This is a genomic window from Paracandidimonas lactea (assembly GCF_021653995.1).
Taxonomy (GTDB): Bacteria; Pseudomonadota; Gammaproteobacteria; order Burkholderiales; family Burkholderiaceae_B; genus Allopusillimonas; species Allopusillimonas lactea.
Window position 1 is genome coordinate 511,661 of the sequence record NZ_JAJJOZ010000002.1, and the last position, 14,143, is coordinate 525,803.

General features: G+C 63.8%; 13 protein-coding genes. 4 read left to right on the plus strand and 9 right to left on the minus strand.

From position 1 onward, the window contains the following. The first annotated feature begins 118 nt into the window (after positions 1–118). Positions 119–2,773, plus strand: coding sequence for an AsmA family protein (locus LOL23_RS06255; protein WP_237173288.1), 2,655 nt, complete (start codon positions 119–121; stop codon positions 2,771–2,773). An 87-nt stretch (positions 2,774–2,860) separates the two neighbouring features. Beyond that, positions 2,861–3,244 carry an MOSC N-terminal beta barrel domain-containing protein gene (locus tag LOL23_RS06260; protein ID WP_160978071.1) on the plus strand — a complete coding sequence of 128 codons (384 nt, stop codon included), beginning with the start codon at positions 2,861–2,863 and terminating at the stop codon, positions 3,242–3,244. 74 nt (positions 3,245–3,318) lie between these two features. On the opposite strand, the gene LOL23_RS06265 is transcribed toward LOL23_RS06260, so the two are convergent. From LOL23_RS06265 to LOL23_RS06275, 3 genes are all read right to left on the minus strand, one after another. Further along, entirely contained in the window at positions 3,319–3,570 is a 252-nt protein-coding gene (locus tag LOL23_RS06265) for a YfhL family 4Fe-4S dicluster ferredoxin (RefSeq protein WP_160978069.1), read from the minus strand. Between the two features lie 197 nt (positions 3,571–3,767). Then, on the minus strand, positions 3,768–4,274 hold the full coding sequence (coaD, locus tag LOL23_RS06270; protein WP_160978067.1) for a pantetheine-phosphate adenylyltransferase: 507 nt from the start codon (positions 4,272–4,274) through the stop codon (positions 3,768–3,770). A 47-nt stretch (positions 4,275–4,321) separates the two neighbouring features. Further along, positions 4,322–4,939, minus strand: coding sequence for an RsmD family RNA methyltransferase (locus LOL23_RS06275; protein ID WP_160978065.1), 618 nt, complete (start codon positions 4,937–4,939; stop codon positions 4,322–4,324). Between the two features lie 135 nt (positions 4,940–5,074). Here LOL23_RS06275 and ftsY point away from each other — a divergent pair, with 135 nt between their 5' ends. Next, positions 5,075–6,412, plus strand: a complete 1,338-nt coding sequence (ftsY, locus tag LOL23_RS06280; RefSeq protein WP_160978063.1) for a signal recognition particle-docking protein FtsY — start codon at positions 5,075–5,077, stop codon at positions 6,410–6,412. 113 nt (positions 6,413–6,525) lie between these two features. Here ftsY and LOL23_RS06285 read toward each other — a convergent pair whose 3' ends face one another. The 6 genes from LOL23_RS06285 to LOL23_RS06310 all read right to left on the minus strand — a co-directional run bounded on the left by LOL23_RS06285 (position 6,526) and on the right by LOL23_RS06310 (position 12,697). Continuing rightward, positions 6,526–8,184: a CYTH and CHAD domain-containing protein gene (locus LOL23_RS06285; protein ID WP_160978061.1), complete on the minus strand. Its 1,659-nt coding sequence runs from the start codon at positions 8,182–8,184 to the stop codon at positions 6,526–6,528. Positions 8,185–8,291: 107 nt separating this feature from the next. Beyond that, a complete protein-coding gene (gene phnE, locus LOL23_RS06290) occupies positions 8,292–9,098 on the minus strand; it encodes a phosphonate ABC transporter, permease protein PhnE (protein ID WP_160978059.1) in 807 nt (268 codons plus the stop codon). Then, positions 9,095–9,910: a phosphonate ABC transporter, permease protein PhnE gene (gene phnE / locus LOL23_RS06295; RefSeq protein ID WP_160978622.1), complete on the minus strand. Its 816-nt coding sequence runs from the start codon at positions 9,908–9,910 to the stop codon at positions 9,095–9,097. Before phnE (LOL23_RS06295) ends, phnE (LOL23_RS06290) begins: the two co-directional genes overlap by 4 nt. Positions 9,911–9,975: 65 nt before the next feature. Then, complete coding sequence (phnC, locus tag LOL23_RS06300) at positions 9,976–10,743, minus strand: phosphonate ABC transporter ATP-binding protein (RefSeq protein WP_160978057.1); 768 nt, start codon at positions 10,741–10,743, stop codon at positions 9,976–9,978. A gap of 6 nt (positions 10,744–10,749) precedes the next feature. After that, entirely contained in the window at positions 10,750–11,742 is a 993-nt protein-coding gene (gene phnD, locus LOL23_RS06305; protein ID WP_160978055.1) for a phosphate/phosphite/phosphonate ABC transporter substrate-binding protein, read from the minus strand. Positions 11,743–11,863: 121 nt separating this feature from the next. Beyond that, positions 11,864–12,697, minus strand: coding sequence for an IclR family transcriptional regulator (locus LOL23_RS06310; protein WP_237173289.1), 834 nt, complete (start codon positions 12,695–12,697; stop codon positions 11,864–11,866). Positions 12,698–12,959: 262 nt separating this feature from the next. Here LOL23_RS06310 and ribBA point away from each other — a divergent pair, with 262 nt between their 5' ends. Continuing rightward, the gene (gene ribBA / locus LOL23_RS06315; protein ID WP_160978051.1) at positions 12,960–14,126 is read left to right on the plus strand and encodes a bifunctional 3,4-dihydroxy-2-butanone-4-phosphate synthase/GTP cyclohydrolase II; all 1,167 of its coding nucleotides are present in this window, start codon (positions 12,960–12,962) and stop codon (positions 14,124–14,126) included. The last annotated feature ends 17 nt before the right edge of the window (positions 14,127–14,143 follow it).

A 14,143-nucleotide genomic window follows, 5' to 3' on the forward strand; every position in this document is an offset into this window, starting at 1 on the left:
GCGCCGGGTGGGGCATCAGCCGTCCATACACTGACGAGTGCGCGTTACATGGGTTAGCATTCATATTCTTTGCCATAAACGGTGCAGGGGGTAACCTCGTGGTTTCAGAGGCCGATTAATGAAAGTCTGGTTCAAGCGGGTACTGTTCAGTCTCGTTGTGGTGGCGATTGTCGCGTTGGTCGGCGTGGCCATCTTTTTGCTTACGTTCGACCCGAACGCATATAAAACCAAGATTGAAGAGATTGTTTACAACCGGTACCAGCGCACGCTCGCCATCAAGGGCGATATTCAGCTTTCGCTGTTTCCCCGCATCGGCCTCGCGGTGCAGGACGTCTCTTTGTCCAATCGTAACAGTCCTGACACCTTTGCATCCATAGACAGCGCCCGGTTCGCCGTGGCCATCTGGCCGCTGCTGTTCAACCGCTTCGTGGTGGATCATGTGGCGGTCACGGGCTTCAAGGCCTGGATCAAGCGTGACGAGGCCGGTCAGTTCAATTTCAGCGACCTGCTGCGCGCGTCCGCATCGCGGCTCGGCGGCATGGCGCCTGCGCTGGCCCTGCCGGCATTGGCTTCCTCAGCCCTGCAGGCCGCGCAGCAAAACGGTCCGCCGGCGGAAAGCGCTTCCGCGCCCGATCATTCTCTGCTTGCCCTCTCGCCGCTGGCCACTGCGGTCGCCCAGGAAGCCGTCGAGAGCACAGATTTTGATATCGACATTGCCGGCCTGGACCTGAAGGGTGGGGAGATCCACCTGCACGACAGCAAGACGGGCGCCGTCGCACGCATCGAGAAACTCGACATTGATACCGGGCGGGTCACATTCAACCAGGCCTTCGATGTCACCTTCAAGGGCCGCCTGATGGGCGAATACCCCGCGGCTGACGCAAGTCTGGCGGGGCAGGGCCTGTTGCGCCTCAATCCCCACGATCGCATCTATTCGGCGCAGAAGTTCAGCCTTCAGGCCAGCGGCGTGCTCGGCCCGCTCAAGGCCAAAACCGCCACAGTGCGCGGCAACTTTGCCTACAACGCCCTGTCCGAGCTGCTCGATGTCAGCAACATCGAGGTCTTGGTTCAGGGTGAGGCCAGCGGCGAGCAAGCCCTTACGGGGCTCGAGACCACGCTCAGTGTGCCGCGTCTGCGGATGGACCGCGGTCGCGCCGAGCTGAGTGTCGAAAAGCTCGCCTATCGCGCCAAAGGCAAACGGGGCGTCGAAGATTTCGATATCGCCATCGACGCGCCCAGGCTGGCCATTTCGCCCGAGTCGGCAAAAGGGGAGCCTGTGCACGCCACCGCCAAGTTCACACAGCCCGCCCGGGTGCTAGCCGTGGCGTTGAATATGAACGGGTTGGGGGGCAACGCCTCGCGGTTGTCCCTCAAAGAGCTCAAGATCGAAGCGGGCCTCAAGCAGGGCGAACGGCTGATTCAATTGAACATGTCCTCGCCGGCCACATGGGATGTCTTCCGTCAGCTCGGCGGTCTGTCCGCGATGAAGGGCGATATACGTATCGATGATGCCCAACTGCCCGGTGGCAGCTTCGAGTTTCCCTTTATCGGCAGCCTGCAGGCCGACTTGCTCAAGGATAAGGTCGAAACCGGCATTGATGCCGTGCTCAGCGGCAGCAAGCTCAATTTTCGCCTGACGGGTACCGAGCTTGCGGATCCCAAACTGGCATTCGCCTTTAAGGCGGACAAGCTCGATTTCAACACGCTGTTTCCCTCGCCGCCGCCCGCGGCTCCGGCTGCGGGATCGGCGAGCGGCAAGCCAGCCGAGCCCGCCAAGCCGGCACCCAAGGCTGCTCCCAAGCCAGCCAGCAAGGCACCGGCGCCCACGCCCGCGGCGTCCGATATGCCAGATCTTTCTTTTCTCGCGCCGCTGGACCTTACCGGCACCATTGACATTGGCGAACTCAAGTTCAAAGAGCTTGAGGCCAGCGCCGTCAAGGCCGGAGTACGGGTGCTCGCCGGCAAGCTGGTGGTCGACAACATCAATGCCGCGCTTTACGACGGTACGCTGAAGGGGAGCTTGCACGCTGCCGCCGACAATTCGCTGGGAGCCAATCTGACGCTGGCTAACGTGGCCGTCGGCCCGCTGCTGCACGATTACGCCCGCGAAGATCGCCTGACCGGCACGGGCACGGTGTCCATTGATCTGGCCAGCGCCGGCAAGACCGCCGCGGCTGTCGAGGCCGGTATGTCGGGCTCGGTCAAGCTGAAGCTGCGCGACGGCGAAGTGCGCGGCATCGACTTCCACCAAACGCTCGGCGAAGTGAATGACGTGGTGCGCAATGTATTCAGCGGCCAGTTGCCGGCCATCATGTCGCAGGTAGATGCGGCGCGCAGTACCGCATATTCTTCTCTGGATGCCGAAGTGTCTTTCACGCAGGGCCAGGGCACGTTCACCAAGCTTGAGCTGCTGGCGCCAAGGTTGCGCGTCAACGCGGGCAAACCCGCCTCGGTCGACCTCGTCAATGATCAGCTTGATCTGGTGGTGCTGGTAAGGCTGGTGGGCACGGGTGGCGCGGCAGACGATGCACTGAAAGACTTGCGGGGGATCGTGGTGCCGCTGCGTCTATCGGGCCCCTTCGGTAAGTTGTCGTACCAAGTGCAATGGAAGGACATCAACAGCAAGCCCGTCAAGCAGGCAGTTCGCGAGGGCTTGGTCGATCTGCTGTCCGCGCAGCCCGAGCCCCAGCCGGGCAACGCCGCAACCGCGCCCAAGCCCGCCAACTCGGTCAAGAGCATAGGCGACGCTATCAAGGGGCTGCTGGGCCAGTGACATGGCGGTACTCCATATTCTCTACTCGACGCGGGTGGTGCGCGGCCAGGGCGCTGCCGCCCGCCCACGGCATGAAGGAGCAGGACAATGACGCAATATCATCCTATCGCCGGATGCGGCGGTTTGCCAGGCAGCGCGGCCGCCGCATGCGACCGCCGCTGGTTGATTGTGGACCAGGATGGGCAATGGATAGGGCCGGCGCAGTGCGACAGGCTGGACGGGGTACAGGTGGAGCTGCGTTTCGGCTATTTGGTGGTCCGCGCACCGGGCATGTTGCGCCTGGATGTGCCGGTGGACGTGATCGAGGATGATGACAGCGTGCGCACGACGGCCCAGGTTGGTGGCCAGCATGTGGACGTGGTGGACGAAGGTGCGCTTGCCGCGGCCTGGTTCTCGAATTGCCTGGAGCGCCCCTGCAGGTTGGTCAAGGTGCACCCCGACGCGCCCTCGCCGGCCTGGCCGGCTGCCTGAGCATAGCGGTAACAGCGGCGGCACATCGCCTGGCCGCTGTCTATCCAATCAAATTATCAAGGCCTTTACGGTGGTTAGCCCTCCGCCGTGAGGCGGCGGTACTTGGCCATCAGCATCTCGTTGTCTTCGGTATGGTCGGGGTCGATTTCGATACACTCGACCGGGCACACCACCTGACACTGGGGTTCACCGAAGTGGCCCACGCACTCGGTGCAGCGCGAGGGGTCGATCTCGTAGATTTCGGGCCCCATATAAATGGCCGTGTTGGGGCATTGGGGCTCGCATACATCACAATTGATGCATTCATCGGTTATGCGCAGCGCCATATTGGTATTCCTGGATAAAGCGGATTCGATTGCAGGCGCACGGCGGCGTCTCGATCGCAGTGTAATCCTTTGCGTTGGCGCGGGCCGTGATTAACCCTGTTTGTATCGCAGGCCCGCGGCCTTGCAGGGCGGCTTGGTACGCCTGCACTGCGCCATAACGCCCATAGCGCGACCGCAACCGCCGGTATTGGCGCGCCTTATGACGATTGATTCTGTTCTTCGCGGCGTTGGCGTGCCTTTTTGTGCAGCCAGCGTTCGACGGACGGAAACACGAACTTGCTGACGTCGCCGCCGAGGATGGCGATTTCGCGCACGATAGTGCCCGAAATGAACTGATACTGGTCCGACGGCGTCATGAACAACGTTTCGACCTCGGGTAGAAGATGGCGATTCATGCCTGCCATCTGGAATTCATATTCGAAGTCGGACACTGCGCGCAGGCCGCGCACAATGACCCGGCCGTTCTGCTCGCGCACGAAATCCTTGAGCAGGCCGGCAAAACTCTGCACTTCGACATTGGGGTAGTGGCTGAGCACTTCCCTGGCGATTTCGACGCGTTCTTCAACGGTGAAGAACGGTTTCTTGGCCTGGCTGTGGGCGATGCCGACCACCACGTGATCGAACAGGCCGGCAGCCCGGCGCACGAGGTCTTCGTGCCCGCGCGTCATTGGGTCGAAGGTTCCGGGATAGACTGCAGTAATCATGCGAGTGCTTTCTGAGTAGAGGTTGCCGCCATGTTGGCCGCCCGACGTTACTGAGTGGCGGTCCTGGCTTGGTTTCCTGCCAAACCCGAATTATTGACTGTTTCTTGCGTTGCAGCAAATCGCAACAGGTGAAACCAGACTTGCCCCGCCCGCGCTGCGCGCAGTACATGCCAGCCATCGGGTGGAACCAGGCTGGATTCGCTTTCGACATACAGTAGGCCGTCTGCCTTGAGCACGGCCGGCAGCCTGGCCCATAACTTGTCCATCCAACCCTGGTTGAAGGGCGGATCAAGGGCGACCAGATCAAAGGTGGCGCCGTCCAGGCGGTCGAGCACCACCAGCGCGTCGCCGGCATGTATGCGCACCTGGGTGGCCTGGAGCTTGTCGCGCAATGCACGCAAGGCGTTGATGGCGGCGGGGTTGGTTTCGGCCATCTGCACGTGGGCCACGCCGCGCGAAGCGGCCTCGAAACCCAGCGCACCGGTGCCCGCGAACAGATCAAGGACCCGCCGCCCGGCGAACTCGCCCTGCCAGAAATGCCCCAACCAGTTGAACAACGTTTCGCGTACTCGGTCCGGGGTTGGACGCAGCCCCGGCGCGTCGACAACGGGAATCGGGGTCTTGCGGTAAACACCGCCTACAATACGGACTACGTGCTTCTTCATGCGCGTTCTGGACGACATATCTCGTTGTTCGGGGCGCATCGGCGCGCCTGCGCGCGCTTTGGCAGCCAATGGAATAGTGTAAAGCGAATGTTCAATTTCTTTAAAAGAAAGAAGCCGGCGCCGGCCGATGCCGGCATGACCGTCCAACCCGGGGCGGGCGAAACGCCTGTCAACGACAGCCCGGTCAGCAATGATGTGGTCAACGATAGTCCTGCCAGCGAGAGCTCTGCCAGCGGCCGTCCCGTCAGCGAAGACGCCAGGGGCGATGGCGGGCCTTCGGACGGCGTCCCACCCCCGCCCGCCGACAGCGCTGTGCCTGCATCCTCGCCCGCGCCTGTCGCCGCGCCTTCACCTGCCGCGCCGCTCCCCGCTGGCGATGCACCTGAAGGCGATGTACCGCCAGGGATAACGGCTGCCGCTCGTACCGTGCAGCCGGGCAGGCCTGTTGGCGCGCCTGCTGGCGCGGCGGCCGCCCCGTCTGATGCAACCGAGGCGGCTGCTGTCGTGTCCGCATCCACTGCCACGCCTGAGCCCGCCCCCGCTCCTGCCCCCGCCCCCGCCAAAACCGGCTGGCTTGCGCGGCTCAAGCAAGGCTTGGCGCGTACTGGCCAAAGCATCGGCGGCTTGTTCGTGGGCGTCAAGGTCGACGAAAACCTGTTCGGAGAGCTCGAAACCGCGCTTATCATGGCCGATGCCGGCATGGAAGCCACCGAAAAACTGCTTGCGGCCCTGCGGGCTCGGGTACGCAAAGAGCGCATCGATGACGCCGCCAAGGTCAAGGCGGCGCTGCGCGACATTCTCACCGAACACCTCGCGCCGCTCGAAAAACCCTTCCCGCTGGGCAGCGTGGCGCCGTTGGTGGTCATGATCGCGGGCGTAAACGGCGCGGGCAAGACCACGTCCATCGGCAAGTTGGCGTATCACTTCCAGGCCCAGGGCGCACGGGTGCTGTTGGCCGCCGGCGATACGTTCCGGGCGGCGGCGCGCGAGCAGCTCATGGAGTGGGGGGCGCGCAATAACGTCACGGTGATCGCCCAAGAAGGCGGCGATCCGGCCGCGGTGGCGTTCGACGCGGTCAATGCCGGCCGCGCCCGCGAATGCGGCGTCGTCATGGTCGATACGGCGGGGCGTCTGCCCACGCAGTTGCACCTGATGGAAGAACTCAAGAAAATCAAGCGCGTCATCGGTAAAGCCGACGGCCAGGCGCCACATGAAGTCTTGCTGGTGGTCGACGGCAACACGGGCCAGAACGCACTGGCGCAGATACGCGCATTTGATGCCGCCATTGGCCTGACCGGCCTTGTCGTCACCAAACTGGATGGCACGGCCAAGGGCGGCACACTGGCCGCAGTAGCCGCCGGCAGCCAGGGCGTGCGGCCCGTGCCTGTGTACTGGATCGGCGTGGGCGAAGGGCTGAATGACCTGCAACCTTTCGTGGCCCGTGAGTTCGCTGGGGCGCTATTGGGCGATTAAACCGCGACGTCCCTCCTGAGCGTGCCCACCGCCAGAGCACCCATATCAGGCGGCTGGTGCAGGGGGATGCCAGACAGCCGATATCAAGCGGCACATCCGAGGCCTCCAGTCGCTCAGCCTGGCGCGCCCCGCGCCTCGGCTTCCAGGCGGTCCAGCGCCGCCTGCACCTGGCGCTTCAGATGGTCTTGCGACGCCTTGAGCCAGCCCAGCGCGAACAGCGCCGCCGGCTGTTTGCGCGCCGCAGCCTCGTAGTAGACCTGTGCGTTGTACAGGTCGTTCAATTCACCCATGGCATGCTGCAGCGGTTCGAGCAGGGTGCGCACATGGTTGAGTTGGTCGGCGGGCAGCACGGATTCTGAAAACTCGATGCTGTAGCGCAGGCGCTTGAGCTTTTTGCGCAAATCATGTTGCGCCTCTTGGGGCAGTTCGCCGAATCGCCGCCCCTCCCGGCAGAACGTTCGGAGCCATTTCTGCAGGCGCAAGCCGAGCAGCGCGCTCAGGTCGCGCGCGGGCGCTTTGCCGCGCCGGCCCGAAAACTGCACCGGCCGTGTCTGGGTATCCGCATGGGTAGGCCTGGCATGCGCTTCTGTGGCAAGCTGCCGCGCCATCAAAGACAGCAGGCAGGCTTGGAATGCGCGGCTGGCGGCCACGGCGCGCGGGTCATGGCCGGGCGGGTGTTGTGTACGGGCCTTGGGCAGGGGCAGGGGGGGCATGCCGGCCCGCGCCAAGCGTGGGGCAATCTCAAAGCGCAGTACATGGTAGTCGCTGGCAACCCCCAGGCGCCTGAAATACCGGGCCAACCGCCGCGCTTCGGGCGGCGGCTCTACCCATTTGGAGAAGAATTGCCAGCAGGTGCGCAGGCGCCGCAGGCCCAGGCGCAATTGGCGCACGTAACGCCGCTGAAGTGCGTCATCAGCGCCCGCATTGTCAACGCCCGCCAGCAGGGTGGCGTTGCGGATGACGGGGCCCAGGCAGCCCGCTACACAGGCGTTATACGCCTGTTCCGGCGTCATGCCTGCGGTAAGGGCGACAGGCTCGGGCTGCGCGGGCTTAAGCAGGCATTTGGCGGTGGGGTCGATGCTCAGCCCGCTTTCCCCTGGCGGGGGTAGTGTGCCGGCAGACTTGGCGCTTGCGGCGTCCGGGGCCACGGCGCGGCGCGACCTGCCGTTATAGACACCGTCGCCCGCCGCATGCTGCACCAGGCGGTCGCCGCGTTCCGCTTTGCTGCGCAGGTCGAGGATGAGCGCGTATTGCTGCTGCCAGCGTTGCGCCGCCTCGAACACCGCCGAGACAGGCCCCGCCAGCAGCTCGAACTCCAGCTCGCAGACGGCCAGCGCCAGCCCGCCGGCGCGGACGACGCCGTGATCGTAGGCTAGCTCGACAACGCCTTCGGTTGTGTCAGATCCCTGACGCAGCGATAGCCGGACAATGTCGGTTTCAAAACGCACGCGCAGCGGCCGCCTCAACCCTGCCAGGACTGGTTCGAGCACTGTGCCCGCATAAACGGCCAAGTCCAGCGAAGCATTGGGGCGCGGGTGATTAAGTTCGATGCGGGAGATTTCGTCGGGGCCTGGTGCTTTGGCGGTTTGCATCCATTGCCCGCCCTCGCGGCGCAGCCGCAAGGTTACCCCCGCCTGGGCCAGCTCGCGAAACCGCGTATCGAAGTATTGGGCGCGCAGTCGCTCCTCGCGCGCACCCAAGGTGCGCATCGATTTCTCGACGTCTGCGCGGGCGGCGTCGGGAACATGCAGCTTCAGTTCGCGTTCGAGCACAGCAGCTACCTCTACCCGTCACGGGCCCGGGCGCGATCCCGATGTCCGTGGCATGAATCCTTAAGATTTCAAAGATTATTCATCTTAACGGCAGTTGGCCATTTCTGTCACAGTAGTGCGCGCCGGGCTCGTGTGATCAGCACCTCAGCGACGATCACGATGGCAAAGATGAGTAATAGGATCAGGGCCACCTTGTCCCACTGGAACAGGTCCATTGCACTGTTCAGGGCCATGCCGATGCCGCCTGCGCCCACCAGGCCCAGTACAGCCGACTCGCGCACATTGATGTCCCAGCGCAACAGTACGATGGACCAGAACGCGGGGCGGATCTGCGGCCAGTAGCCGTAGCCGATGACGGCGCTGGTGCGTGCGCCAGTGGCCGTCAAGGCTTCGATGGGCCCAGGCTGCGCGTCCTCGACCGCCTCGCCGAGCAGCTTGCCCACGAAGCCGATGGAGCGGAAGGCGATGGCCACCGTGCCCGCCAGCGGCCCTGGACCAAAGACGGCGATGAACAGCAACGCCCAGACCAGCGAGTTGATCGAGCGGCTGGCCACCAGAATGAAGCGGGCCGCAAGGTTGATGGCGCGATTGGGTGTCAGGTTGCCTGCGGCCGCCAGCCCGATCGGAACTGCCATGACGATGGCGAGCAGGGTGCCCAGCGTGGCCATGTGCAGGGTTTCGACCAGCGCTTGCTGGATGGTGCCGGGGAAGCTGCGCCAGTTCACGGGCCACATGCGATTTAGCAGATCGGCCATCTGTGTCGGTGCATCCCATAAAAACTCAGGGATGACGTCGATATGGCGCACCGATTGCACAATTGCCAGGGCAAACAGAAGGTACAGCGCAAAGCGCAGCAGGCGCTGGCCACGGGTATAGCGCGCCCAAGTGCCGGGATATGCCGCAAGCCCGTTCATGCTTCGTCTCCAGCGGTATCGGCGCGGGCGGGGCGGTGCCTGCCACGAAACAAGTCGGCTAGTGTGACGCCATCCAGCAAAATCGCCCGCACGCCGCGCGCCAGCAGCTCGCCCAGCAGGATGATGGCGATGATGGTGCCCAATATCGTACAAACGAAGTCGTAGTCGAAGCGCTGGAAGGCTGAGAAGAGCGTGCCGCCGATGCCGCCTGCCCCCACGATACCGACCATGGTGGAGTTGCGCAGGTTGGAGTCGAGCTGGTAGGTGGCAAAGCCCACAAAACGCGCAAACACTTGAGGCAGCACGGCGAACAGAATGACGTTGGCGAACGACGCCCCGCTCGCGCGCACCGCCTCGACCTGCTTGAGCGAAATTTCTTCAATCGCTTCGGTAAACAGCTTGCCGATAAAGCCTACCGACGCCACAGAAAGCGCCAGTACGCCGGCCAGCGCGCCAAAGCCCACCGCCTTGACGAAGATGATGGCGACAATGACGGGATGCAGGGCACGGCATAGCGATACGATTGTGCGCGCCGGCCACGTTGCCCACAGTGGCATTAGGTTGCGTGCGCCTAGCAGGCTGATGGGCAGCGCCACCAGGATGCCCAGCGTGGACGCCAGTATCGCAATCTCCAGGCTTTCCGCGATCCCCGTCCACAACACGTCCATGCGCGCGAAGCTGGGTGGAAACATGCGGTCCAGAAAGCGTGCGCCATGTCCCAGGCCCGCCGTGAAGCGTTCCCATGAGAAGCCCAATTGCGTGGCCGCAAAAATGGCATACAGGACGATGGCGCCCAAGCCCCAGCGCGTCATGGGTGACAGGGCGAACGGCCGAACCGGCGCACCGTCGGCGTCCCGCGCCGGTATGCGGGCGCGGCCTAGTTCAGCCACGATTCCCCTCCGTAGATGTCCTTGAGCGTGCCGGGGGCCAGGCCTTCGGGTGGGCCGTCGTAGACGATGCGCCCGCCCGACATGCCCACCACGCGCGTAGCATACCGGCGCGCCAGCTCTACGTCGTGGATGTTGACGATCACCGGGATGTTGTTGGCGCTCCCCTGTTCGATGAGCAGTTCCATGATCTCGACGGACGTCTTGGGATCGAGCGACGATGTTGGTTCGTCGGCCAGCAGCAGTTGAGGGCGCTGCATCAGTGCCCGCGCAATGCCGACGCGCTGGCGCTGCCCGCCCGACAGCGCATCGGCGCGCTGATTGGCGAAGCCGCCCAGGCCCACCGTGTCGAGCAGCGAAAACGCGTAGCGGATATCGTCGGGCTCGAAACGGCGGCGCCAGGCATTGATGAAGGAGGTGTAGCCCAGCCGGCCTGTCAGCAGGTTCTCCATGACGGTCAGGCGCTCGACCAAGTTGTACTCCTGGAACACCATGCCGATGCGCCGCCGCGCATGGCGCAGGGCCGATCCGCGCACTTGGGCCAGGTCGAGCTGGCCCGCCTCGTCGCGCAGCAGGATGCTGCCGCGCGTGGGCTCGATCAGCCGGTTGATGCAGCGCAACAGCGTACTCTTGCCAGTGCCTGAAGGACCGATGATAGCCGTCAGCCCTTCGCCGGTGAAATCCAGATCGATATCGCGCAGCACCGGTGTGTTGGCCCGATACGCCTTGTTCAGGCCTTTTATGTGCAGCGAAGCCATAAGCGTTTACTTGCCCTTGGCTGCTGCCTTGTCATAGGCAGAGCGCGTAAAGCTTTCGCCGCCCGCCTTGGCTACGTCGCGCACGATCTTCCAGTCTTTTTGATACGTGACTGGATAAAAACGGTCCGCGCCATCGAAGGCCTCTTTCATCTCTTTGGGAAAGCGGTAGTCATAGAAGCATTTGAGCATCTTGTCGCGGAAGGCTGGTTCCAGGTCGTAGGCATAGGAGAACGAGGAGGTGGGGAACTTCTCGCTGCGATAGATCACGCGAAAATCTTCTTCCTTGATCTGACCGCGCTCGGCCATGCGGTGGAATACATCGGAGGCCACGGCGGCCGCATCGTAGTCGCCCGAATTGACGCCCATGATGGACTGGTCATGCTTGCCGGAGTACAGGAAGGCGTAATCCTTGCCGGGCACCAGACCCTGGTCGGGAAACAGCGCGATGGGCGCCATATTGCCCGAGTTGGACGACGGCGAGGTGTGCGCCACCTTCTTGCCCTTCAGGTCCGACAGCTTCTGGTACGGGCTGTCCTTCTTGACGATCAGAATCAGGTTGTAGCCCTGGAAGCCATCGGCATTGCCCTTTACCGCGAACGGCACCGCGCCGGCCAGGTTAACGGCGAAGTTGGTAGGGCCGGTCGAAAAGCCGCCCACATGCAGCCGGTTTGACCGCATGGCCTCGATTTCCGCGGCATTGCTTTGAACCTGATAAAACACCACCTTGCGATCCATGCACTGCGCCAGGTGCTTGGTGAAGGGAGCGAAAATCTCGGCATACACGGCAGGGTCTTCGACCGGCGTGTAGGTGAACACAATGGTGGAGGGTGTCTTGAGCTTCGCGGGGTCTGTCGGCGTATCGGCCACCAGATCCTTGTTGGCGTCGCAGTACATGGTGTCAAGGTCGCCGCGATTCGGGCAATCGTCGGCGCGCGCCGCCTGTGTGTACCCCAATGCGGCCGCAAGCGCGGCCATGGCAAAGACAATACGTGATTTCATGGTCGAGTCTCCTTGGTATCGTTGTTCTTGGCGTTGTTCTATATGGTGTTTTGTAACGCAAGCCCATGATATCTGAAACAAACCAGAAATAAACCAGGATTACCCTTGTGATGGCGCGCGATCACCCATGGGAAGCAACCGCCGGCGCGCCCCGCGCCGTGTAGCCGAGCTGAGCCGAAATGTCGTCTGCGCACGCGCGCAGAGCGCGGGCTGTCGGGCCGTCCAGGCTGGCATCGAAGAGCGTGCTGGGGCCCAGGCTGGTGAGCGCAAGGCAAATGGCGCCGGCATGGTCGAACACTGGCACCGACAGGGCATCGATGCCCGGCAGCGGGTTGCCCAGCGCACGCGCCAGGCCGTCGTGACGGATGCTGGCCATCAGTGCGCGCCATTCGTCGTCGTCCGGGCGCTGGGCGTCGGTGCTGGTGACGACTGCGGTATCGCCGATCTCGCGATCAATATAGTGTGCGGCGACGCGCGGCGGCAGCCACGCGGCAAATACATGGCCGGTGGCCGTATAGCGCATGGACATGACCGTGCCCGTACGCATGTTCACGTGGACCGGATAGCTGGCCTCGGTGATGTGGATCATGGTTGGGCCATGGGAGCCCAGCACGGCAATGGCCAGCGTATGGCCGATCAGGCCCGCCAGGCGTGCGACATGGGGGAGCGCCACCCGCACGGGGTCGAGCCGCTGCAGGCTCACCAGGCCCATTTGCAGGGCGAAGGGGCCGAGCTCGTAGTGGCCAGTGGCGGCATCCTGTTTGACTGCGCCCACACGAGTCAGGCTGACGAGATAGGGGTGGGCGCGCGAAGAGCTCATGCCCGCGCGCGCGGCAAGGTCGCCCAGCGCCAATGGCACCGCGGCCTCGACCAGCGCCTGCAGCAGGCGAAAGCCTGATTCCACTGACTGGATGCTGCGCCGTCCGTCGGACGCGGTGTCTGGAGATTCTGTCATGGGTGTTCGTTCAAGGCTGTCGGGGGCGGGGGGATAGCGCAGGCGCACCCTGGCGCTGATCGCACACTATATACGCAAATGGCGCCGCCATGCCGCGTGGCGCAGTGCCCCAAATGTGGGGGACTGTATGGGGGACTGTACACGGGGCACATGCACACTGGAGCGCGGCGCGGGTGCCATCGCGCGCTGGTGCCCGGTGGCCGCGCCCCGGAAGTTCGCGCGCGGCGGGGTTAAAATGGGCCAACTTATCCTAGGGCTGACCATGAGCAACGCTTCCATCCTTACCGCAGACGCCGGCCAAGGGGCCGACATATCCCCGGTAACTGAAATCATCGCCGAGCTGCGCGCTGGCCGGCTGGTTATTCTGGTCGACGAAGAAGACCGCGAAAACGAGGGCGACCTGGTCATGGCGGCCGAGTACGTCACCCCCGAGGCCATCAATTTCATGGTCACCCATGCGCGTGGCCTGGTGTGCCTCACCCTCACCGAAGAACGCTGCCGCCAGCTCGAGCTGCCGCTCATGGCCAGCCGCAATGGTACGCGCTTCGGCACCAACTTCACCATGTCCATCGAAGCCGCTGAAGGCGTCGACACCGGCATCTCCGCAGCCGACCGCGCCCGCACCATCCAAGTGGCGGTGGCACGCGATGCCAGGCCATCCGACCTCGTCCAGCCCGGCCATATCTTTCCGGTGCAAGCTGTCAAGGGCGGCGTGCTGGTGCGCGCTGGCCATACCGAGGCGGGGTGCGATCTCACCGCGCTGGCGGGCCTTACGCCCGCCGCGGTCATCTGCGAAATCCTCAAGCCTGATGGCACCATGGCGCGCCTGCCCGATCTCAAGCTGTTCGCGCGCGAGCATGGGCTCAAGATCGGAACCATTGCCGATCTCATCCAGTACCGCAGCGAGCACGAATCCATGGTTGAACGCCTGGCTGCCCGTGATGTGGTCACCCCGTGGGGCGAATTTCGCGCCGTGGCCTACAAAGACCTCGCCTCGGGTGCGCTGCACCTGGCGCTTGCCCATGGCAACATCCAGCCCGATGTCGAAACCCTGGTCCGCGTGCACGAGCCCACCAGCCTGATCGACGTGCTGTTCGAGGGCGCCACCTCGCACAGCTGGAGCATAGGCAGCGCACTGCGCGCCATCGCCGCCGCCCCCAGCGGCGTGCTGATCATGCTCAACTGCCAGGGCGCGCCCGACCTCGTGTACAACTTGGTCGAGGCCTGGAACCAGCCGCCCGCGCAAGATACGCAGTTGTCCGACCGCGAAAGCCGATACGGCCTGCGCACCTATGGCATCGGCGCCCAGATCATGCGCGATCTCAACGTCGGCAAGGCGCGCCTGCTGGCCAAACCCAGAAAAATGCCAAGCATGACGGGTTTTTCGCTCACAATAACAGGTTACGATAGTGTTCCTCCCGCTCCCTGAACCCTTCACGACAGGAA